The 22178-nt window shown below is 31.8% G+C and carries 21 protein-coding genes; 10 read left to right on the forward strand and 11 right to left on the reverse strand.

Going from position 1 to position 22178, the window contains the following annotated elements:
• Positions 1-19 precede the first annotated feature (19 nt).
• On the forward strand, positions 20-298 hold the full coding sequence (locus CD128_RS06905; RefSeq protein ID WP_231917271.1) for a TetR-like C-terminal domain-containing protein: 279 nt from the start codon (positions 20-22) through the stop codon (positions 296-298).
• A 49-nt stretch (positions 299-347) separates the two neighbouring features.
• Here CD128_RS06905 and CD128_RS06910 read toward each other — a convergent pair whose 3' ends face one another.
• From CD128_RS06910 to CD128_RS06920, 3 genes are all read right to left on the reverse strand, one after another.
• Complete coding sequence (locus CD128_RS06910; RefSeq protein ID WP_103329289.1) at positions 348-1556, reverse strand: multidrug effflux MFS transporter; 1209 nt, start codon at positions 1554-1556, stop codon at positions 348-350.
• 103 nt (positions 1557-1659) lie between these two features.
• A complete protein-coding gene (locus CD128_RS06915; RefSeq protein ID WP_103329290.1) occupies positions 1660-3036 on the reverse strand; it encodes a zinc ribbon domain-containing protein in 1377 nt (458 codons plus the stop codon).
• A 183-nt stretch (positions 3037-3219) separates the two neighbouring features.
• A complete protein-coding gene (locus CD128_RS06920; RefSeq protein WP_103329291.1) occupies positions 3220-3678 on the reverse strand; it encodes a MarR family winged helix-turn-helix transcriptional regulator in 459 nt (152 codons plus the stop codon).
• A gap of 159 nt (positions 3679-3837) precedes the next feature.
• Between CD128_RS06920 and CD128_RS06925 the strand changes: the two genes are divergently transcribed.
• Positions 3838-4794, forward strand: a complete 957-nt coding sequence (locus tag CD128_RS06925) for a YdcF family protein (protein ID WP_103329292.1) — start codon at positions 3838-3840, stop codon at positions 4792-4794.
• 61 nt (positions 4795-4855) lie between these two features.
• Here the strand turns inward: CD128_RS06925 and CD128_RS06930 are convergent, their stop codons facing one another.
• Both CD128_RS06930 and CD128_RS06935 read right to left on the reverse strand, forming a co-directional pair.
• Positions 4856-5521, reverse strand: a complete 666-nt coding sequence (locus tag CD128_RS06930; protein WP_103329293.1) for an ABC transporter ATP-binding protein — start codon at positions 5519-5521, stop codon at positions 4856-4858.
• Positions 5521-6576, reverse strand: coding sequence for an ABC transporter permease (locus CD128_RS06935; protein ID WP_103329294.1), 1056 nt, complete (start codon positions 6574-6576; stop codon positions 5521-5523). The genes CD128_RS06930 and CD128_RS06935 overlap by 1 nt, the downstream gene beginning before the upstream one ends.
• 137 nt (positions 6577-6713) lie before the next feature.
• Here CD128_RS06935 and CD128_RS06940 point away from each other — a divergent pair, with 137 nt between their 5' ends.
• The 4 genes from CD128_RS06940 to CD128_RS06955 all read left to right on the forward strand — a co-directional run bounded on the left by CD128_RS06940 (position 6714) and on the right by CD128_RS06955 (position 9782).
• Positions 6714-7388 carry a response regulator transcription factor gene (locus CD128_RS06940; protein ID WP_103329295.1) on the forward strand — a complete coding sequence of 225 codons (675 nt, stop codon included), beginning with the start codon at positions 6714-6716 and terminating at the stop codon, positions 7386-7388.
• Complete coding sequence (locus tag CD128_RS06945) at positions 7381-8754, forward strand: sensor histidine kinase (protein ID WP_103329296.1); 1374 nt, start codon at positions 7381-7383, stop codon at positions 8752-8754. The genes CD128_RS06940 and CD128_RS06945 overlap by 8 nt, the downstream gene beginning before the upstream one ends.
• A gap of 132 nt (positions 8755-8886) precedes the next feature.
• Positions 8887-9327: a LytTR family DNA-binding domain-containing protein gene (locus CD128_RS06950; protein WP_103329297.1), complete on the forward strand. Its 441-nt coding sequence runs from the start codon at positions 8887-8889 to the stop codon at positions 9325-9327.
• Entirely contained in the window at positions 9324-9782 is a 459-nt protein-coding gene (locus CD128_RS06955; protein ID WP_103329298.1) for a DUF3021 domain-containing protein, read from the forward strand. The genes CD128_RS06950 and CD128_RS06955 overlap by 4 nt, the downstream gene beginning before the upstream one ends.
• A 61-nt stretch (positions 9783-9843) precedes the next feature.
• Here the strand turns inward: CD128_RS06955 and mqo are convergent, their stop codons facing one another.
• On the reverse strand, positions 9844-11322 hold the full coding sequence (gene mqo, locus CD128_RS06960) for a malate dehydrogenase (quinone) (RefSeq protein ID WP_103329299.1): 1479 nt from the start codon (positions 11320-11322) through the stop codon (positions 9844-9846).
• 327 nt (positions 11323-11649) lie between these two features.
• Between mqo and CD128_RS06965 the strand changes: the two genes are divergently transcribed.
• Positions 11650-12795, forward strand: a complete 1146-nt coding sequence (locus CD128_RS06965; RefSeq protein ID WP_103329300.1) for a glycosyltransferase family 4 protein — start codon at positions 11650-11652, stop codon at positions 12793-12795.
• A 70-nt stretch (positions 12796-12865) separates the two neighbouring features.
• Here the strand turns inward: CD128_RS06965 and CD128_RS06970 are convergent, their stop codons facing one another.
• A complete protein-coding gene (locus CD128_RS06970) occupies positions 12866-14467 on the reverse strand; it encodes an L-lactate permease (RefSeq protein WP_103329301.1) in 1602 nt (533 codons plus the stop codon).
• A gap of 399 nt (positions 14468-14866) precedes the next feature.
• Between CD128_RS06970 and CD128_RS06975 the strand changes: the two genes are divergently transcribed.
• Complete coding sequence (locus CD128_RS06975) at positions 14867-16558, forward strand: CDP-glycerol glycerophosphotransferase family protein (RefSeq protein ID WP_103329302.1); 1692 nt, start codon at positions 14867-14869, stop codon at positions 16556-16558.
• 77 nt (positions 16559-16635) lie between these two features.
• Here the strand turns inward: CD128_RS06975 and CD128_RS06980 are convergent, their stop codons facing one another.
• A complete protein-coding gene (locus tag CD128_RS06980) occupies positions 16636-17151 on the reverse strand; it encodes a GNAT family N-acetyltransferase (RefSeq protein WP_103329303.1) in 516 nt (171 codons plus the stop codon).
• A 186-nt stretch (positions 17152-17337) separates the two neighbouring features.
• On the opposite strand from CD128_RS06980, the gene tatA reads away from it, so the two are divergent.
• Positions 17338-17562 (forward strand): twin-arginine translocase TatA/TatE family subunit, encoded by a 225-nt coding sequence (tatA, locus tag CD128_RS06985; RefSeq protein ID WP_103329304.1) that lies wholly within the window; start codon positions 17338-17340, stop codon positions 17560-17562.
• Positions 17504-18259 carry a twin-arginine translocase subunit TatC gene (gene tatC / locus CD128_RS06990; RefSeq protein ID WP_231917273.1) on the forward strand — a complete coding sequence of 252 codons (756 nt, stop codon included), beginning with the start codon at positions 17504-17506 and terminating at the stop codon, positions 18257-18259. Before tatA ends, tatC begins: the two co-directional genes overlap by 59 nt.
• 82 nt (positions 18260-18341) lie before the next feature.
• Here tatC and CD128_RS06995 read toward each other — a convergent pair whose 3' ends face one another.
• From CD128_RS06995 to efeO, 3 genes are read right to left on the reverse strand one after another with little or no spacing between them, the layout of a single operon-like run.
• A complete protein-coding gene (locus tag CD128_RS06995; RefSeq protein WP_103329306.1) occupies positions 18342-20081 on the reverse strand; it encodes an FTR1 family iron permease in 1740 nt (579 codons plus the stop codon).
• A complete protein-coding gene (gene efeB, locus CD128_RS07000; RefSeq protein WP_103329307.1) occupies positions 20062-21288 on the reverse strand; it encodes an iron uptake transporter deferrochelatase/peroxidase subunit in 1227 nt (408 codons plus the stop codon). Before efeB ends, CD128_RS06995 begins: the two co-directional genes overlap by 20 nt.
• Positions 21285-22151, reverse strand: coding sequence for an iron uptake system protein EfeO (gene efeO / locus CD128_RS07005; protein WP_103329308.1), 867 nt, complete (start codon positions 22149-22151; stop codon positions 21285-21287). The genes efeB and efeO overlap by 4 nt, the downstream gene beginning before the upstream one ends.
• Between the last annotated feature and the right edge of the window lie 27 nt (positions 22152-22178).

The following is a 22178-nucleotide window of genomic DNA, read 5'->3' on the forward strand; positions in this document are numbered from 1 at the left end:
ATAAGAGACAGATATTATATTGAAGTATATATATAGAAAGAAAGCCTTCTATCATGCTATATTTATTTCTCATCCTAACAAGGAATTAGTATTAGATTATTTTGATATTACTAAGAATTATTATTCTAAAATTTTAGGTGAACATGAAACTTCTATTCAAAACAAAACATTCTTTATTACCTACACCATGAGCGGTCAAGCCGGCGTAGTTTTAAGTTGGTTAAGAGGTGGCTGTCAAGAAAGTCCTGAGATTGTGGCAAATGCTTTATTAGCAAATACACTTAAATTACAACGTTAAAAAGGAGCAAAGACTTTTAATTAAGTTCTTGCTCCTTTTATCGTTTGAATTATTCTGGTTTCGTTTGAAATACTTTTATATTCAACAATTGTAAACCAATCAGTATTACAGCAGTAATACAAATAATAATGATGTATGGCGTACTATTATATTCCCCTTTAAGATTTACAAGTGGCGTGACTATTCCGCCTAATAATGATTGCAACAATCCCAATAAACTTGAAGCACTTCCGCTTCCAGTTGTACGTTCTTCCATTGCAATAGAGAATCCTAAAGTCGCCACGCCCGTTACTGGCGCTACTAAAATGATAAATCCAATGACTAACATGGCAAAGTGCCAATGATTGATAAGTGTTAACGCTACGATAACTACACCTATAACTTGAATAAATGTCATTATACGCAACAACTTCTGTGGATGAATATAATCGATTAGCTTACCTGCTAATTGACTCGAGATAATTAATGTAATACCTATGCCTGCAAACATCCAACTAAAATGTAAAGCTGAGACGCCATATATTTTCTGAACTAAGAAAGGTGAAGCAGAAATATAACTAAATAACATAATAAACGTCACACCTTGAATTAACATAGGTAAGACAAAGCGTGGTGTAGAAAATAAACTTTTAAAGTTTTTAAATATTACTCCTATCCCACTACTATCTCTATGTTCGATGGCTAATGACTCAGGCACTTTGAATAAAGACCCCATTACCATTAACACACCAAATATTGTCAAAATAACGAAGACCATTCGCCAAACTGCCACACTAAGAATTAAACCTCCGAGTGCAGGGGCAAGTACAGGAGCCACTCCATTCACTAACATTAATAAAGCTAAAAATTTAGTTAGCTCGTTACCGTTGTACATGTCACTGGCAATTGCTCTAGAGATAACAGCGCCTGCGCCACCAGTGAAACCTTGAACAAAACGTAAAAATACCATAATCCAAATATTATGAACGAAGACAATACCTAAACTCGCTAACGTAAAGATAATCATAGCAATAACTAAGGGTTTCTTACGTCCGATACTATCTGAGATCGGCCCTACAAATAAATTCCCCAATCCTAATCCAATCATAAATAAAGATAACGTTAATTGAGCATTTGAGGTTGAAGTATTAAAATCTTTCTTCAATTCAGGTAATCCCGGTAAAAACATATCAATGGATAATGCCCCAATAGCTGTTAGTGCCCCCAAGATAATAATAAACAATAGCGAATGTTTACTTTGTCTCTGTTCCTCATTCATATATAAGCCTCCATATTTTATTTAATAGTAAAAATCATTAGTTTTATACGTATTTAAAAAAAGAGTGGGATTAGATTCTTTAAAGAATCCTTTCTCCCACGCTTTATTTTGCTTTCACAAGTTGTAATGTCCCATCATCACTATTTTCAGTTAATTCATAATCAGTGGTTAGGAATTGACCATTGTTGTTTAATTCTTGTACTTTTGTTTCAATTTTATTCCCTTTTTGTGAAGCACTTAGTATTTCTGGCTGTGTTAATCCAGGAATTGATCCTAAATTATTTTTTATATTTTTATAGATATCTGATTTATCTTTTAAAAATGTACTTACCAAATCAAAGTTCTTACTCGCAATTGCTGTATTTAAAGAGAATGAATAAGCACTGAAAAAGTTACTCAGTTTGTTTTTCAAACTATTTTCTTCTTTTTCCTTTTGCTCAACATAATCACTAATCGCTTCATCATCAAATTCTAATTCGAGACTATTAATATTTCCTAAATCTTTTGCTTTCATTGTTTTTGTTTCTGATTTAAATGTTTTTCCTTTGGCTTTACCAGAAGCAGAAACAACGATGTCTTTATTTTGCGGATAAGGGCCATACTCTCTAGAAGTTGAATATTTCATTTCCTTGTCGTTGATTTTTACTTTTAATGAATCATCGTCTAAATCACTTTTACCTTTTAATTTCACTGTAAGTAAGGCTTCATTAAAGTTCTCATTTACTTCTACTGTATTGCCTTTACCATATCTAAAATCGAATTTTAATTGGCCCGTGAATTTACCATATTCTGTTTCCTTATCCGCATCTATAGAATAAATACCTGGGATAAACTTGCCTAAAGATGTCGTTTTATTTGCATCAGCGACTACTGTTTTATTTTTGCCTCCAGCTCTAAATTCATATTTCGTCTCTAATTTAGGTTTTACCACAGCCTCTTTCGTCGGTGCAGTAAAACTCATATTATCAAAGATTAAAAAACGCGTGCCATTCTTACTGACTCTTAAAACATTATTTCCAGCTCTTGTTTTTATATAAGCCGCTTCTTTAGATTCACTTTTATTCAATTTCTCAACATTATCTCTAACATCGTGAATAAACTTTTTCATGCCAACTTCACTTTTTACGTACGCAATATACTCATCAGCTTCCTCAGCATCCACATGCGTTTCTTTAGTGCTTAATAACGTTGCGACTTTTTGTGAATCATTATTATCAATCGCATTAACAAGAATCTTCGTTTGTGCCTCTGGAGAGTTATAATTTCTTACTAAAAAGAAGACAATAACCAGTAAGATAATAATAAATATAACAATTGCCCAAGGAATAAATTTCCTAAGTCTAATATTTGAGGATTCTGTTTGAGGGGCTTGATTTTCACGTTTTTTAATGGCTTTTCCATCAATTTGTTTACCACAATTTGGACATATTTGCGTCTCTTTACTCTTGAGTTTTTGACCACAGTTAGGACATTTTTTCATTTAATCACCAACTTCCCCTCGCATGATGTTAATAATTTCATAATCATAATTTTATTATAATATAGATAGTTTATATAGAAACACTTTTACGTTGTTTTTATTCCATTTAATCATTTTCTATCTAAGTATTATAATCATTTTTCCGAAAATTGTAATATAATTTGAGATGTCTATTATTTCATTTTAAATTTTCGCATTATACTTTTTCAAACGTTCATCAATGATATATAACACATTTAATGCCTTTTCAATATCCTGACTTGATAAGTCTTCTACCATATCATTAACAATATTACTCACAATTTCATTATTCTCTTCAGTGTATTGACGGCCTTTGTCACTTAAAATCACATATTTTAAACGTTGGTCTATTTTATCATTAGGCTTCTGCAATTCTACAAATCCACCATCAATGAGTTTCTTAATACGACGACTAACTGCCGCTTTATTGACGCCCTGTTTTTCCGTAATTTCAGTTATAGATAAGGCATGATGATGACTCAATAGTCGCAACACATTAGATTGTTCCATTGAGATACCATATTTAATTTGCTGATCTTTCAATAGTTTAGCAGTTAACGTATTTGTATCATCAATAAAACGTTTCATAAATTCTATATGATTTTTCGAAATTCTGCTCATGGCCTAGCTCCTTGTTGTAAACTCAAATAATTTCTATATATTCTGTTAAATAATATCAATAATCGTTACGCTTGAAAACTATATTTCAGTAATAATGGTTGCTAAAACATAAAGCTTTCAATTACAGTTAAATAGACAAATATATACGAGGTCCTAATTATGCTTGCGATCATTTTTTCAATCATTGTTTTATTCATTACGTTAGGCGTGTTATTAAATGTAAATTATTTACTCAATTTGCCTGCGTTTATTTTAACAATCATTCTATGTTTTATTATAAATGTAATCAATCTTCTCACAATGACGTTACCGCTTGGTTTACTTATCATTATGATTATTGCCGTTTTTGGCTTGTTCATAAAACACAGTCATCTTTTCACTTTGAAAAAGGGTGCTAAGTTTTTACGCAAAATGTTTAAGCATCTTATACATGGCGCCTTAATTATTGCGATTTTATTTTATATTAGTACCATCCCTATTCCTATAGTAAATGGTGTCTTCTTATGGTTATCTATGATTGCCTTCAGCGCGTGTTATTCTTTTATACTTTACATGGTATGGTCTTCTGCATTTGGACGTACGATTACGACGAAGCAATATGATTTAATCATGATTTTAGGGGGAGGCATTTTCTCAGAACAAGTCACACCTATGTTAGCCGATCGTTTAGACCGCGCGTTACATGTGTTAGAAAGCCAATCAACAAATTGCAAGGTCCTAGTAAGTGGCGGTAAAGGACCAGATGAACCAATAACAGAAGCTTTAGCTATGCAACGTTATTTAATTGAACATGGGGTTCCCGCTTCTTCTATTTTGGTGGAGGACCAATCTACGAGTACTTATGAAAACTTTGTGTTTTCGAAAGATATTATCGCTGATCACTTTTCACGTTCAGCCAAAATGCTTTGTGTCACAAGCCAATTTCATATTTTAAGAGGCTTACATTTTGCGCGCTCAGTTCGATTAAATATGGAAGGCATTGGCAGTCACACGCCTTATCACTTTTTCGATATCGCTTTAGTACGTGATTTCTTGGCCTTAATGTATCAATATAAACTACTCTTAGCCTTTTATTTTGCGATTATATTCTTTATTTCAATTTTAATCATATTTTAAATTATGGATACACACATAGCAAAGCCCATAGATGGTCAATCCATCTATGGGCTTTTCAATTTTATGAAGTTATTTTTCCGTCTTCAAGATGAATAATGCGATCAGCATATTCAAATAATCGTTGGTCATGCGTAATCATAATGCCAATGATGTTATCACTTTTGACGCGATTTCTAATCATTTCTACGACACTTAAAGCACGTTCAGCATCCAAACTAGCAGTTGGTTCATCAGCCAACAATAGTTTAGGTTGATTCATGAGCGCACGCATAATTGCTACACGTTGTTTTTCCCCACCCGACAACATATGCGGATAAGCGTCTAATCGATGCTTCAACCCTATTTCATTAAGTAATTGCTCCGCGCGTTGTTTAGCTATTTTAGTAGATTCACCCGCTTCTTTTGCCACAATCGTTAATTGCTCCTTAACTGTAAGATATGGCACTAAGTGCGAAGATTGAAAGATGAATCCAATTTCTTTAAGTCTTAATATTGTTTTGTTTTTATTTTTTGAAAATAAAGGCTCGTCACGAAATAGAATTTCGCCTTCTGTAGCACTTAGTAATCCACCTAATATATTAAGAAGTGTTGACTTACCTGAACCAGATGCGCCATTTAAGATAACAAATTCGCCAGGTTGAACTGTAAAGTTAATATCTTTTAAAACGTTGGTTTGTGAACTCCCTTTACCAAATGATTTAGTAATATGTTCAAGTTGTAATGTCATTATTCTCCACCTCCAATTGCTTCGATAGGATCTATTTTCAAGATTTTAATAAATGAAAGAATCGTTCCTATAAATCCAACGATTAAAAATATCACTATCATCATTACAATGTTAGTTGTATTTAAATAAAACGGCATAGAAACTGGCATAAGAAGCTGCAATACTTCAATTATAAGAATAGCTAGAAATACGCCAATCAACGTGGTCATTACAATTTGTAATACTAGCGCTAACAATAGGTGACGTGTTTTGATACCTATTGCCTTTAAAATCCCTATTTGAGAAATCTTTTGAATGGTCATGACATAAAAGAAAGTACTTAACACGATAGCTGTAATAATAAATAAACTTGCAATCATAAGAGTAAGTGGTAATTGTTCTGCTTTATAACTAGCAATATTGTCAGTTAGTGTAGATTGCGTACTCACTTTCACATCTTTAAGGGAATTAAGTTTATCTAATTGTTGTTTATTTAAATCGGTTATTGGATAAAATGTTGAAACTTGTTGATTGATTTGATTAAATCCTTCTTTTGTCATTAAAATCATTGAACTATGGGCATACATTGTATCCTCAATGATGCCACTCACTTTATACTGTTGATGATGGCCTTTAAATGTTACTTTATCTCCTACTTTAATATGTTCGCCCGTTAATTTTTGATTAATAGCAATTTCATTATTATTGTTTGGATATGAACCCGTTTCAAGTTTTGGACGCAACTTTGATGATGTTGTATACGTTAAAACATCTTGATCTTGATTTTGAAGTTTCAGCGTTTGTGGCCCTAATTTGGTTGGCTGCTGATGAATTATATCCTCAATTTGAGTTTGCTGTTTTGTTGTTAAATGAGAACTTTCAATTTTAGTCTCTTTCATATCTTCTGTGATAAAATAGCGTGTATTCATATTATCTAAAAGTGAGATGTTTTCACGGGCCAAGCCTTGTGCTAAACCGCTTATGAATAACACCATAATTCCTAATAAAAATATAATTAACATGATTAAAGCATAGCGAAATTTGTAAAATCTCATTTCTTTCCATGCTAAGTTCATATATAATTCCTCCCCACTACGACGTTATGTACATAGCTTAATCGTGGAATGTGAACTGAATATGAACGATTAGAGGAATTGTCTTCTTAATGAGTTATTCGTATAATTATTCTAAAATATAAAGGAGAAGAGCACACATGGTGAAATGTTTAATTGTAGATGATGATTTAAAGCTATTACATTACGTTTCCACACATTTAGAGGCAAATCATATTCATACGATTACACAATCAAGTGGAGAAGCGGCACTTGATTACTTAAATACGCATCAAGTAGATATTGCTGTGGTGGACATAATGATGCCAGGGATAGATGGCTTTAAACTTTGTAAGACGTTAAAGGATAATTTCAATCTTCCGGTAATTATGTTGACGGCAAGAGACGCATTAAGTGATAAGGAACATGCCTTCGTAAGCGGAACGGACGATTATGTAACTAAACCTTTTGAAGTGAAAGAATTATTGTTTCGTATTCAAGCTGTGTTACGTCGTTATCAAATTAATGCCCAAAGTGAAATTCAAATCGGTAATATAGTATTGAACGAATCGTATATGGAAGTAGCAGTAAATAATAGAAAAATGAATCTACCTACGAAAGAATTTCAATTACTTTTCTTATTATGTAGTCAGCCTAAACAAATTTTTACGCGTGATGTATTAATAGAGAAGATTTGGGGCTTTGATTATGAAGGTGATGAGCGCACAGTGGATGTTCATATCAAACGTTTAAGACAACGTTTAACTAAATTACAGGCAAATATACATATTCAAACTGTCAGGGGACAAGGTTATAGGGTGAGTCATGATGTTTAAAACGTTGTATAGCCGAATCGCCATTTATACTATTACCGTAATTTTGTTTAGCGCCTTAGTCAGTTTTCTATTTACCAATATCTATTATCATTTCAATTTAAAACCAAGTAATGATGCTAAGATAATGCGCACATTAAAAGAAGCGCGTTCCTATAATGAGCATTTTGATTCTTCAGATTTAGATGCGTATTTTCGACATTTAGGTCAAATGAACTATCAAATTATGACAGTGGACAAGCATCATCATAAATCTTTTTATGGCCACCCTTTTCGAAAGGATAACCTTAGCGATGCTTCGATAAATAAAGTATTACAAGGGCAAGACTTTCATGGCATCAAAAATAAGCCATATGAATTATTTGTCACAGGCTTTTTCGATAATGAAACTAACAATACGGTTGGGGTAAAATTTACGCACCAACATCAACCTATTGCAGTGTTTATGCGCCCTGATATTGGTCATACTTTTAGTGAATTCCGTATCTTTTTGGGTGTACTTCTAGGATTATTGCTTATGATTTCTATCGCACTTGTTATTCTCTCAACATATTCGATTATCCGTCCGGTAAAACTTTTAAAAAATGCTACTGAGCGCTTAATAAATGGTGATTTTGATACTCCAATTAAACAGACACGTCACGATGAAATTGGTACACTACAATATCGCTTTGATGATATGCGCCAATCTTTAAAGCAAGTCGATGATATGCGCCAACATTTCGTACAAAACGTTTCACATGAAATCAAAACACCATTAACACATATACAAAGATTACTTAGTGAATTACAACAAGCTAAAACTGATCAAAGTCGGAATATGTATATTAATGATATCCATTCTGAAGTAACACGTTTAAGCGATTTAACTAGAGAGTTACTTTTACTTTCTGAACTAGATAATGCTCAGCATTTAAAATTCAATGATGAGATTCATTTAACTGCTCTAATTACTGACATTATTCGTCACGAACAGTTTGCGCTTGATGATAAAAACCTAATGCTGTTATCAGAAATAGAAGATATTTATTTCCGAGGAAATAGTCGCTTATTATATCAAGCCTTTTTTAACTTAATTCAAAATGCAGTCAAATATGCGCCAACTGATAGTACGATTGATGTGACGCTCACTTCTGATAATGAAAAGATTACCTTTACAGTATCGAATGAAGGTACTCCTATAAATGAAGAAGCACAGCAACATCTCTTTGACCGTTTTTATAAACTTAATACACACCAAAATAGTAATGGTTTAGGCTTAGCTATAACAAAAGCAATAATAGAACTTCATGAGGGCACTATTTTAGTATCAAGTTCTGAACATATAGGTACAACATTTACTATTAGATTAAAAGAAGAACATAATTAGAGACTCATCATCAAAAAAATTACCTATTAAGAAATAATTTTAACCACTCACTCAAATTATTCTACCACTTACATTTTTAAACGAAAAATCACAATTGAAAATGGTTAAATAAGTGTGAGGAGGAGAAATTGCATGAAACTTAAATTATTTATTTCACCAGAGGAACAAGAAAAATTTGTTGCTATCCATGGGCCACAATTTGATAGTGACATCCAACAAATTATAAAGAGCATCGAAGATTTAAATAAACTTAAACAATTAAATGGTAAATATAATGGTGAGATTCATATTCTAGATGTTGAAATGATTACTAGCTTTCGCACGTATAAAAACCAAGTTGTAGCCATCCTCAACAACCAAAATTATGTGTTAAAAGAACGTTTATATGAATTGGAGTCATATTTACCTACCTCGTTCATTAGAATCTCAAAATCCGAGATAGTAAATATTGATAAGATAAAAAAATTACAATTAGAACCTAATGGTCTTATACGAATGTATTTGGATAATGCAAATTATACTTACTCCTCAAGAAGATATTTAAAATCTATAAAGGAGAGACTTTCATTATGACAAAATTCTATAGATTCACTAGCGTCTCTTTATTAATTGGTTTAACATGCTCTATTTTTTTCAGCTATATTAGTGCTAATGGGCAGTATTATCCTTTATCACCGATTTCAACAATGGGGAGATTTTATTATCATCATTTTAGTGAAGCTACTATTATGATTATTGCGATTTTACTGTGGTTAATGGTTGGACTTTTATTTTATTTAACAAGTTTTATTTATACTTATACTGATTGGAGCGTTACACGTACTACATTTTTCCACTTTATATGTAGCTATATAGGCCTTTTGCCTATCGCAGTTCTAGCTGGCTGGTTTACACCCTCATTAATAAATATTTTAATTTATACTTTCTATTTTGTTATTATTTATATATTTATTTGGGCCTTCCATTATTGGAAAAATAAAAGATACGTTAGAGAAATAAATGAACGCCTTAGTGAAATGAGACATTAATAATAAAGCGGATATCTATTTAATGAATTCACTTTCATTAATAGATATCCGCTTCTATTTATTATTTCACGTTTAAATATTTTTGTACTTCTTTATGAACTGCTCTATATACATCTTCATGTTCAGTTAATTTTAATCCAAATGATGGTACCATTTCCTTAATTTTCGGAATCCAACCTTTAAATTCTGCACCATAGCAACGTTGTAATAAATCTAACATAATATCTACTGCAGTTGATGCACCTGGTGAAGCACCAAGTAACGCTGCTAATGAGCCATCATCTGATGTGATTACTTCTGTACCGAATTGTAAGTTACCTTTACTATCTTCAGTATCTTTAATCACTTGTACACGTTGACCCGCTACAATGACTTCCCAATCTTCATCTTTCGCATTTGGTAAGAAGACACGTAAGTCATTCATACGTTCTTTATGCGTTAACATAAGTTGAGAAACTAAATATTTCGTTAAGTTAAATTCTTTTACACCAGCAGTTAACATTGTAACTACGTTATTTGGTTTAACAGAACGAATTAAATCTAAATTTGATCCTGTTTTTAAGAATTTAGGTGAAAATCCTGCGAATGGCCCAAATAATAGTGAACGTTCTCCATTTACAAATCGAGTATCTAAGTGAGGTACTGACATTGGCGGTGCACCTACGTCTGCTTTACCATAAACTTTCGCGTGGTGACGTTCAATGACGTCTTTATTTGTACAACGTAGGAACAATCCACTTACTGGGAAACCACCAATATGTTTAGATTGTTTAATACCTGTTTTTTGTAGTAATGGCAAGCTTGCGCCACCTGCACCAATAAAGACAAATTCTGATTCGTACGTATGACGTTGACCAGATTTTAAATCTTTAACTGTCACTTTCCAGTTACCGTTATCAAGCTTTTCAATATTTTCAACTTCTTGTTTATATTGCACTTCTACATTGCGTTCTTTTAAATTAGAAATTAATTTTTTAGTTAATGCACCAAAGTTAACATCTGTTCCTGATTCATCACGAGATAAAGCAATCGGTACGTTAGATGTTCTACCTTCAATCATTAACGGTACCCATTCTTTCATTTTTTCTCTATCTTCAGTAATATCCATTTTTTCGAATAAAACGTTCTTTTTAAGTGCTTCCACACGTCTTTTCAAAAATTGAACATTAAAAATACCTTTTACGAAACTCATATGTGGCACAGATTGAATAAAATTACCTGGGTTGTCTAATTGGCCTGTTCTTACTAAATGTGCCCAAAACTGTTTTGACACTTGGAATTGTTCATTAATCTTAATAGCTTTATTAATATCTACAGAGCCATCTTTACCTTCTTTAGTATAGTTTAATTCGCATAATGCTGAATGTCCTGTACCAGCATTATTCCATACGTTAGAACTTTCTTCTCCTGATTGTTCTAACTTTTCAAAAATTTTAATTTCTTTCTCTGGTGATAACTCTTTTAATAATGTACCTAATGTTGCGCTCATAATTCCGCCACCAATTAAGATGACATCTGTTTTGCTATGTTGTGAACTCATAACAACACAGTCCCCCTTTTATAATCACATCTTTAGTCGATAGGTTAAAACCCTGGCCTAATAAATTAAAACGCTTTCTTTTTCTTATAAAAATTTTTAATATTAATTTTACGTAAAAACGTAAATCGACTTTTTAACAACTACCTTAATTATATACATAATTCTTCATTGAAAAAAGTGTTTATACTAATTATTACATTATTTAAGTTACTGTTCCCTATTTACACTAAATTTACTTTTTATTAAGTGACCTGCTATTTAACATCTATTACTTATGAAGTCACACATGCTATAATTTTTTTAAATTAAGAAATTTGAGGTGTAATCATGAAATCATTTACTTTTTTAATGCATAATATTTATGCTTTAGGCGGTACTGTTAAAGCAGTGACTGAACTTGCTAATACATTATCAAATAAAGGTCATCATGTAGAAATTATTTCTATCTTTAGAGCTGCAGATAAACCTTACTTTGAATTAGATGATGCAATTCATGTCAAAACGTTAATCGATTATCGTTTAAAACCTCAAAATATAAGCTCGATAGTAATGAATCGCTTAAATCGCTATACACCTTTTTTCAAGCCGACTCGCCTATCAAAATATGAGCCAGGTTTAAATCAATTTTCAAGCTATATAGAACGTAAAATAATTAAAGCGATTAAGAAAGTTAATACCGATGTGTTAGTTGGTACGAGAGCGAGTTTTAATATTTTAATAGCTCAATATCATTCTGCAAATATTACTACTGTTGGCATGGAACATATGAATTTAGAGGCATATCCGAAAGAATATCAACGTGAAATGATTAGTGCGTATGATAAATTAGATGTGATCACTACTTTAACTTCAAATGATCAACACAAATATCAAGAACTTATTACTACGCCAGTCTTTACTGTGCCTAATATTATTAATGCGCAAGCACTTTCTATTCCTAAAGAAAATATTATTATGAGTGCTGGAAGATTAGAGCATGAAAAAGGCTTTGATATTTTAATAGAGAGCATTCAACGAATTCAAAGTTCTATTCGTCAATCTCACTTTAAAGTTGAATTATATGGAGATGGGCAAGAACATACAAATCTTCAACAATTAATTAATAATTATAATCTTACTGATATTATTACGCTTCACCCTGCTACTCAACAATTAAATGAAAAATTTGCACAAAGTAAAATCACTGTTGTACCTTCACGGAATGAAGGGTTTGGCATGGTCATCTTAGAAGCAATGGCACAAGATAATGTGGTGATCAGCTTCAAAGATACTTTAGGCCCTGCTAGTTTAATTAAACATGGTGTTAATGGATATTTAGCAGATTATGCAGATGTTAATTCTCTAGCGAAATATATAGATATTACAATTAACCATATTGATGAATCTGACAATATGATAAATGAAAGTCATCGTACAGTTGAACAATATTCAGCAGACGAAGTATACGGCAAATTTATATCTGCTATTTCATGAAAAATTAAATAAAGACATAAAAAAATTGTAATTTGAGCAACATCGCTCAAATTACAATTTTTTATTATGCTTATAAGACTAATGATAGGATGAAAGTCCAAATACAGATAAAGATTAATAATCCGATGCTGTATCGTAAAGTCATTTTAAGTAATTCTGATTCTTTACCTACTTCTTTAACGGCTGCAGTCGCAATCGCAATTGATTGTGGTGAGATTAATTTAGCAGCTACCCCACCAACTGTATTAGAAGCTACAAGTAATGAACCGCTAGTTCCAATTTGTTGCGCTACTGACGCTTGAATTGGGGCAAATAATGAGTTGTTATTAACAACTGATCCTGTCATAAATACGCCAATCCAACCTAAGATAGGTGATAATACTGGGAAGACATTTCCTGCTTTAGCGATACCTTGACCCATTGCAGCACTTAAACCACCGTAAGTTGTAATTTTAGAGATAGCTAAGATGAAACAAATTGTAAGAACTGGTAACCATAATTCTTTGAATGTTACTCCGAATAAACGACCTGCATCACCAAAGCTTACTTTTTTAGCCATTAATACTGTAATAATAATAGTTAATAAGATAGCAGTACCAGTTTGACCAATAAAGTTAAATGTTAAGATAATTGGTTTATGTGCAACTTCGCTAAATGTACCTGGTAAGTTAAAGTTAAACACTAATGAAGAAAGAGCGCCATTTGGTAAGAATAATTTTTTGAAGAATGGAGCACTCCAAATCATTACAATGACAGTTAAAATTATAAATGGACTCCATGCATACATAATTTCTTTTGCACTATGATGCTTAACCGGTTCAGGCTCAACATCTTTTTGTACACGATAAATATTTTTTGGTTGGAATTTTCTAGAGAATACAGCTAAAGCTCCCATTGTAGCTAAAGGTGGGATAATATCAGCTAATTCTGGACCACTGAATACTGTTAATAAACCTTGTAAAACTGTGTATGTGATTGAAACGACTAAGATAGCCGGTAATGTTTCTTTAATACCTTTAAGACCATCGATAATAAAAATTAATAAGAATGGAATAAAGAAGTTAATGATGGCTAAAGTTAATGTAGATGTTTGAGAAACACCCATCGCGTGTACGCTACCTGGTAAATGTAAAGTATCAACTACGCCTACTGGAATACCAATAGCGCCAAAAGCACCTGAAGCTGCGTTGGCAACTAAACAAAGCATCGCTGCTTGTAATGGTCTAAATCCAAGTTGTGATAATAATAATGCACAGATTGCAATAGGTACACCAAATCCTGCTGCACCTTCTAAGAATGCGTTAAATGCAAAACCAATTAATAAAAGTTGAATACGTTGGTCTTGTGAAATGCTAGTGATACTATCTTGAATTGTATTAAACTGTCCTGATTCTTGAGTGATTTTATATAATAGTACGGCCATCATAACAATATAGCCAATTGGAATAATACCTTGGTAGAATCCTTCTACAACTGCCCCAGAAGCAATCCCTACTGGTAATTTGAAGAATGGCACCGCAATAAGTAATGTCACTACTAAAGTAGTAATAGCAGCATAAATCCCTTTCATTTTAAAGACTGTTAAACATAATAGGAATAATATAATAGGAATCGCTGCAATTAAGCTGGATAACACTAAGTTATCGAAGGGGTTAAATGTTTGAACTAACATAATTTTGACTCTTCTTTCCTTATTTTTTAATGAATTATCTAGAGCGTTCATCTGACAAGGTCTGGACGTCCTCTGCGACCGTTTCAACCTCATACAGTTCACTACATAATTAATATTTTGTCGACAAGTTAATCATGCTAGATTTCACAATTTTCATATTGTGAACTTTTTCACAAGTTAAATATAACACCTTTCTATTTAATTGACAATACTATATAGCGTTTTTAACTAAAATTTTGTGAATTTCTTAACAAATATAATAAAATCTAAACTTTTCATAGATTTAAGTATTAGATGAATAACAACCATTCTCTTTTGCATGTCTTTGTAACTATGATTTTTTTTAATGCACGTGGTAAAATATATATATGAAATTTACGAGCAAAAGGATAATGTATGATGATTAAACAAATAAATATTTCTAATATGGCACATCTTGAGCTACAACTTAATAAAGCGAAATCGGCAGGTTTTTCACATTTTATTCCATATTCTAATGAGATTAAAATTAATCAAGATATGCTTGAAGCCGTGGTTTTATCGGATAACTCTATTGCAGTGGATTATACAATTGACGGCATGTATTTAAATGATTGTCGATATTTTGGTGACGATAAACTTACGTTTTTATCTTGGATGAAAAATATTAATCATTATCCCAATTTTATTTATAATATCGATGCAACGCTTTTACACTTAGCTAAATATGATATTCACTCTATTATGGACTTAGCGGTCATTACCGCTTTGAAGAATGAAATAGACATAGATGGCCATGTCGTTTTTGATTTCAACAATGAAATGCCAACAAGCAAAGTATTTTGGAAGTCATTAGATACTCATGAAGTTAAATTGATTAATCATTTTGACTTAAATAAATTAGCTTATATACATGGTCATCCAGTTCCATTCAATAAATTTAGATTTCCTGGCAAAGAAGATGAAATGCGTTTTGCCGAAAGTTGGCTAGTTACTACTAAATTTAAATTACCTAAATGGATGTATCATAAAATGCATCAACGTGCTGTTAAAAATCATCGTAATTTGAGTTATATTTATGAAAAAGATAAATCTCAAGTGAAAGATCATATTGTTTTCTTAGGCTTTGATTATGGTTACAGAGGCAATTCGAAGTATTTATTTAATTATTTCGTTAAACGTAACCCTACTACTGAAGCATACTTTATAACGAATGATCGCCGTGGTCCTTATTTTTTACCGCCCGAAGCGGAAGGAAATAAAGAATTAATTGAAAGTGCTAAAATCGTAGTCGTTGAGAGTTATTTACCTGACGACTATAAACCAAATGGTACAGTTATCCAACTATGGCATGGCACACCTATTAAAAAACTATTTTTAGATAGTCATGAGCCAGATCAAAATAAAAATATTTATAACTATAAAGCACGTAAATATAACAAATGGTTACAACAAGATTATTTTTTATTAGATTCTGCTAACTCACAAGGCTTATTTGAAACAGCTTTTCCAAATCAAAATACACAATTTATTCCATATGGCTACCCAAGAATTAGTCACTTATTACATAAACTTAATGACCAAAGTCATCATATAAAAGTCAAAAATGAACTTGGCATTGAACGTACAAAACCAGTACTGTTATATGCGCCTACATGGCATGCCTCTAACAGTGAAGATGCTACTTTGACTATTACACCTGAGTTATTAGAACAATATTACGTGATTTATAAAAGCCATGTTGAAAGTAAGGCTCAAGTGCCAGATGACGTTATTGAGGCACCTAGCCATATTGAAACTCAAGATTTATTATTAATTGCTGATGTAGTCTTAACAGATTATTCTTCAATTATTTTTGATGCTTTAACAATTGGGAAAAAGGTTTGCCTATATACACCTAATCACGAAGCTTATGAAGATGAACGTGGCGTTTATGAAGATGTGATGCAAAGTTTATCTAAAGTGTGGTATACGGATGAAGATTTATTACTTAACAATTTAATAAATCATAACTTATCTGATATCCCTCACCACCCATTAGTAAATGAAAATAATCAATCTTTAAAAAAATTAACACAACTCATGCGTGATATTTTAAATGATAACCATTAATGAAAAACCGTTAAGATTCGATATTTCGAGTCTTAACGGTTTTTATAATTATATGTTCATTTATACTAGTAACATTTTTACACATTTCGTTCCATAATAAGATCGGTATCTACAATATCACCATTTACAAAATCATGTGCACCAGTAACTTCGAAGCCATGTCGCTTATAAAATGCCAATGCCTTATCATTATACTTCCATACGCCTAACCATATTTTAGATTTATGATATTCACGTGCTTTCTCAAGTGCTAATTTAATAAAAGCATTCCCTCTTCCCCCGCCTTGATGTCCTTTATAAAAATAGATACGTTGTATTTCTAAATACTCAACACCTTTAGGTTCAGTTTGAGCCTCGTTAATATTTAACTTTAAATATCCAGCTATTTCATTATCTACTTTATAAAAATAATGAAATGAATTAGGGTTATCTAGTTCAGATAGTAATAATTCTTCATTGTAAGCTTCTTTAAAAAATTTTTGAAAATTTTCTTCTGAATACTCTTCTTTAAACGTTTCGTAAAATGTCGTCTCTGCTATGTGTCTTAACTCAGTTACTTCATTTTTGTGTATCTCTTCAATATGCTCAGCCATATTATTTCTCCCTCTCCCCATCTATAGTAGCCTTTCAAGAATTTAAACACCTCATTCCTTGTGCAATGATTTTCAAACCATTAATTATAATTAATTTGTGAACGTCTTAAATTACTATTGATAATATTTATCAATGAGTATAAAGTATAGTTGTTATAAGTATAAATTAGAGTGAGGTTTTTTCAAATGTTTCAAGATTTATTTGTAGTAGGTATCACTGGACCAACTAGTCTAGTCATTATCAGTATTATCGCTTTGATTATCTTTGGACCTAAAAAATTACCACAATTTGGTAGAGCAATTGGTAGCACATTAAAAGAATTTAAATCTGCTGCTGAACATTTAGACTCAGATGATGTACACGATACTCCCAGTAAAGAGTCAAAACAACAACGAGAACAATCAAAATAATTCGACATTACTTGAACACTTTGATGAATTAAGAGTACGAATCGTCAGAGTGTTTATTGCTTTTATTATTTCAACTATCATTGTTTATATTTCATCACATTGGTGGATGAAACCATTTATCCATTATATTAAACGGGCACATGTAACCCTTCATGCATTTTCATTCACTGAAATGATTCAAATATACATTATGATTATTTTCTTTGTGGCGCTATGTTTGATTATGCCATTTATCTTTTATCATTTATGGGCATTTATCGCACCTGGCTTACATCCACACGAACGTCGATTTATTTATAAATACAGTATTTGGTGTGCTGTATTATTTCTTATTGGAGTAGCATTCGCATTCTTCATTGGCTTCCCACTAGTTATTAATTTTTCATTAACCCTTTCAACCGTTTTAAGTATTCAACCTGTGATAGGGTTTCAAGCATATTTACATGAATTAATAAGATGGCTATTAATCTTTGGCGTTCTATTCCAGTTGCCTACACTATTTTTAGGCTTAGCCAAATTAGATCTAATAGATGTTAAAGAACTTAAAACATATCGTAAATATGTTTACTTTGGTTGTTTTGTCGCAGCAAGTATTGTTGCACCGCCTGATTTAACATTAAATTTATTGTTAACATTACCATTAATTATTCTATTTGAATTTAGTATGGTCATTGCCAAAGTTACACAACGAAATTGATATTTAAATAAACGTAAATATACAAAAATCCTCGAACTTTCTCATAATGTTAAGTTCGAGGATTCTTTATATTATTTAATTCTTATTTTACTCGTTGTTCTTTTTTATCTTTTCTATTTTTGAAAATGAAGAAAATAATCAGCACAATGTAAATTAATTGAGCAACAATTGTTTCAACCGTTGGATAGAATCCAATGAAACTAATTGTCGGTAAACCTTCAATACCATGATGTGGCACAGTACCTAATAATTGTAATTTTTGAATACTTACACCAAGCATCTTGAATGCCATAATAAAGATTAAAATTGAAAGCACTCTGAAGATATAATAAATTGGTATAAGTTTAACAATAAATCTGAATAGCAATGCGAAGATGATTAAAATCACAATTGCTAATGCGATACCAATTACAAAATCTGTCGTAGTGATACTACCAATCATACCCATATAGAAGATGATTACTTCTACACCTTCACGTAAGACTGAAATTAAACCAATTGTTCCTAAAAGAACAAGGTTACCATTACTAATAGCATTTTGATACATATTTTGAATCATATCATTCCAACGCTTCGCACTTGAACGACGATGCATCCAAATACCTACCACGTACATAAGAACAACTGCAATGATACCGAGTGTTGCTTCCATTCCTTCTCGCAAGATACCATTATTACCCAACGTTTGAATAAACACAACTGCTAACGTGATACTTAGTATTAAACCAAGAATAGCACCGCCAATAACACTTGCAGTACCTTTTGTATCTTTAACATTACGTGTCATTGTAGTTAGTGTCATGATAATTAAGAGTACTTCAAGACCTTCACGTAAGAAGATGATCATTACGTCAATGAATGAATATCCTTCTTGACCTACTGTATCTTTAATATCTGAATTGATTTCTTGTAAGCCTTTTTTCACTCTATCTTTATTACTATTATCTAAAATACTTTGATAATATGGAATTTTATCTTCGATAGTTGTATACAATGAACCATTTTTTGTTTGAATTTTGCCTTCAACATATGGCCAGATTTGCACGAATTTAGATAATGCTTCATCAGCTTGATTTAAGTTATTATCATCAATACCTTTAATCGCTTTATCTAGTTCATCATTTAATTGTGAAGCTTTGTATTGGCCAGATTCTCCACTAGATTGTTTCTGATCTACAGTATCGATACTAGATTTAAATGTATTCCAAGCATTCTCAACCTTCTTTGTATCTAAAGGTTCTTTTTGCGTTGCTACACGAAGTTGCATTAAATTCACTTCGATTTGTCCATATTTACCTTCATCATAGTTACGAATTGCAGATTCATGGCTTGTCCAAATTTGGTTCAAACTATTATTGATTGATTGTAATTCAGACTCACTTTTCGTTTTAATCGCTTTTTTAACTTGTGCATCTTTAGAATCAACTTGTTGTTTTAACTCTTTAATTTCTCCTGAAATATTAGATGAGGATTCTACATTTTCATAAGCAATCAGTGATTTGGTTAATTCTGAAAGTTGATCAGCTTGTTTGTCGGTGGAAGATGTGTGGTCTAAATCTTTTAATTTAGATTTAACCTCTTTACCTTCTTTATTATTTTTAATATTTAAATCGTTAACTTTAGATTTAACATCTTCTACTGCTTTTTGTTTATCTTTATCACTTTTATCCTTATCTTGTAGCGTTGACTTTGCGTCCGTAATAGCCACATAAACGTCACTAATTGAGTTATCATCCGCAGCATGTACCGGTGTTGGTGTGATTCTTAGCACTGTGAAAAGAAGTGCCACTACTAAAAGGAGTTTAATCGAAAAGTGTTTCACCTAAATAACCTCCTTTTTGAACACCTGGTAATACAAGAAATGATGCAGAACCTTTATGTGTAATATATTCATTTAATTTATCACTATGGCCTAAATTATTTTGAATATCAATAAATTGTTGCGTAGATTTTTGGAAACAAGTAAAGATTAAACCTACTTCTAAGTTACCAGTCTTCGCATTAGTACCATCACTATAATTATAAGCACGACGTTTAATAGATGTATTAGCTTCACGTGCTAAACGTGCATGAGCATTCGGATCAATAATGTAATTACCGCTTGCATCTTTTGCTTTTAAATCTAAGTTTTCAAATTCTTTTTTACCTGTTAAAGGTGCACCAGTATCACGTTTTCGTCCAAATGTTGCCTCTTGTTCTTCTAAAGATGTACGATCCCAAGTTTCAATGTGAATTTGAATACGTCTTACAATACAATATGTACCATTTTTAGCCCAACCGTCATCAATAAATACATATTTTTTAAGTTCATCACTTTTAGTAGGGTTAACAGTACCATCTTTAAAAGCCATTAAATTTCTAGGCGTTTCTTTTAATTTTCCTGATACGAAACCATTTTGAGACCATCTCATTTTGACAATATCTCTAAATGGACGGACTAAATTATGAACCGCGTGGAATGAAACTTGCGGATCATTTGAACACGCTTGTATCATAATATCTCCATCACTATATTCATCTTCTAATTGATCATTTGGAAAATGAGGTAAATCTTTAAAATCTTTTGGAATTTTAGATGACATACCTAGTTTTTTCAAAAATGATTTACTTACGCCATACGTTAACGTTAATCTACTTGCACCTAAACCAATAGATTCGCCTGTGTCTACTGGAGGTAATAACACATTTTGACTATCTTTTTCAGCTGGCGCACCATCTGTCATATTGACAGACATGTCCGTCCACTTTTTAAACATATCTTTAATTGCGCTTTTGTCTTTACTTTTTAAGTCTAAAGCTACAAAAGTACAATTCTTTTGTGTAGGTGTCGTAACGCCAGCTTGCACACGTCCATAAAATTCGAAAGCATCTTTACCCTCATCTTCTGGCGTATCAAACATTGATTTAAATGAAAAGATACTTCCCACGCCACTTGCACCAATTACTGCGCCTGCTCCACCAATTCCAAGCATTTTCAAAAAAGAACGTCTTGAAACTTGTGTTGGTTGTTGATCGTCTATTTTACTCATTCTGTAACCACAGCCATTTTACTTAAAGGTTCACCAAGTGAGTTCACTGCATCTGATAATGCTTTTCTATCCTCTTTAGTTACAGCGCTATAGTCTTTATATCCATCGCCGTCTTTGTATTTATCTAATAAACTATTTACTTTATCAAAGTTCTTTTGAATATCATCGCTTAATTTTTTATCTTTTTTCACTAATTCAGGTTTGAATAATTCATAGATTTTTTGAGCACCTTCAATATTTGCTTTAAAGTCATATAAATCAGTGTGTGAATAAATTTCTTCTTCACCAGTTATTTTTGAAGTAGATACTTCATTTAATAAGTCAACTGAACCTTGTAACATTAATTTAGGTGTAATATCTAAAGTATCAGCTTTAGCGTCCAACTCTTTAGCATCTTTTAACAATTGATCAGCATCTTTTTTTGTAGTGGCATCAATTTTGTTGTCTTGGTAAAGTGATTTTTCAATTTTATGATAACCGCTCCACTTGTCTTCTTTCTTTTCTTCTTTCATATCTGCTAAACGAGCATCAATTTTAGGGTCTAAATCACCAAATGCTTCAGCAACTGGTTCTGAACGTTCATAGTACATACGTACTTTAGGATAAAGCTCTTTTGCTTTTTCCATATTGTCATTTTTAATTGCAGATACAAATTCTTCTGTACCTTCTAAGAATTTATCTAATTGATTATCTGTGTATTTTTCGTATTCTTTCGTAGCTTTGTTCAAAGCCGCATTGTTTTTACTACTTGAACTTTGTGACTGAGAATCTTTTTTACTTTGGCCATTATCTCCATTATTATCGTTGCCACATGCTGCTAATAATAATGATGATGCTAATAGAATAGTTGGTAATTTCTTCATAAACTGTCCACCTCAATAAATTATAGG

The sequence above is a fragment of the Staphylococcus croceilyticus genome, from assembly GCF_002902575.1.
GTDB lineage: Bacteria > Bacillota > Bacilli > Staphylococcales > Staphylococcaceae > Staphylococcus > Staphylococcus croceilyticus.

What these genes read in the sequence shown, in the direction of transcription:
- CD128_RS06910 (WP_103329289.1), bottom strand. Translation starts at nt 1,556, where the DNA reads ATGAATGAGGAACAGAGACAAAGTAAACATTCGCTATTGTTTATTATT.
- CD128_RS06915 (WP_103329290.1), bottom strand. Translation starts at nt 3,036, where the DNA reads ATGAAAAAATGTCCTAACTGTGGTCAAAAACTCAAGAGTAAAGAGACG.
- CD128_RS06920 (WP_103329291.1), bottom strand. Translation starts at nt 3,678, where the DNA reads ATGAGCAGAATTTCGAAAAATCATATAGAATTTATGAAACGTTTTATT.
- CD128_RS06925 (WP_103329292.1), top strand. Translation starts at nt 3,838, where the DNA reads ATGCTTGCGATCATTTTTTCAATCATTGTTTTATTCATTACGTTAGGC.
- CD128_RS06930 (WP_103329293.1), bottom strand. Translation starts at nt 5,521, where the DNA reads ATGACATTACAACTTGAACATATTACTAAATCATTTGGTAAAGGGAGT.
- CD128_RS06935 (WP_103329294.1), bottom strand. Translation starts at nt 6,576, where the DNA reads ATGAACTTAGCATGGAAAGAAATGAGATTTTACAAATTTCGCTATGCT.
- CD128_RS06940 (WP_103329295.1), top strand. Translation starts at nt 6,714, where the DNA reads ATGGTGAAATGTTTAATTGTAGATGATGATTTAAAGCTATTACATTAC.
- CD128_RS06945 (WP_103329296.1), top strand. Translation starts at nt 7,381, where the DNA reads ATGTTTAAAACGTTGTATAGCCGAATCGCCATTTATACTATTACCGTA.
- CD128_RS06950 (WP_103329297.1), top strand. Translation starts at nt 8,887, where the DNA reads ATGAAACTTAAATTATTTATTTCACCAGAGGAACAAGAAAAATTTGTT.
- CD128_RS06955 (WP_103329298.1), top strand. Translation starts at nt 9,324, where the DNA reads ATGACAAAATTCTATAGATTCACTAGCGTCTCTTTATTAATTGGTTTA.
- mqo (WP_103329299.1), bottom strand. Translation starts at nt 11,322, where the DNA reads ATGAGTTCACAACATAGCAAAACAGATGTCATCTTAATTGGTGGCGGA.
- CD128_RS06965 (WP_103329300.1), top strand. Translation starts at nt 11,650, where the DNA reads ATGAAATCATTTACTTTTTTAATGCATAATATTTATGCTTTAGGCGGT.
- CD128_RS06970 (WP_103329301.1), bottom strand. Translation starts at nt 14,467, where the DNA reads ATGTTAGTTCAAACATTTAACCCCTTCGATAACTTAGTGTTATCCAGC.
- CD128_RS06975 (WP_103329302.1), top strand. Translation starts at nt 14,867, where the DNA reads ATGATTAAACAAATAAATATTTCTAATATGGCACATCTTGAGCTACAA.
- CD128_RS06980 (WP_103329303.1), bottom strand. Translation starts at nt 17,151, where the DNA reads ATGGCTGAGCATATTGAAGAGATACACAAAAATGAAGTAACTGAGTTA.
- tatA (WP_103329304.1), top strand. Translation starts at nt 17,338, where the DNA reads ATGTTTCAAGATTTATTTGTAGTAGGTATCACTGGACCAACTAGTCTA.
- tatC (WP_231917273.1), top strand. Translation starts at nt 17,504, where the DNA reads ATGATGTACACGATACTCCCAGTAAAGAGTCAAAACAACAACGAGAAC.
- efeB (WP_103329307.1), bottom strand. Translation starts at nt 21,288, where the DNA reads ATGAGTAAAATAGACGATCAACAACCAACACAAGTTTCAAGACGTTCT.
- efeO (WP_103329308.1), bottom strand. Translation starts at nt 22,151, where the DNA reads ATGAAGAAATTACCAACTATTCTATTAGCATCATCATTATTATTAGCA.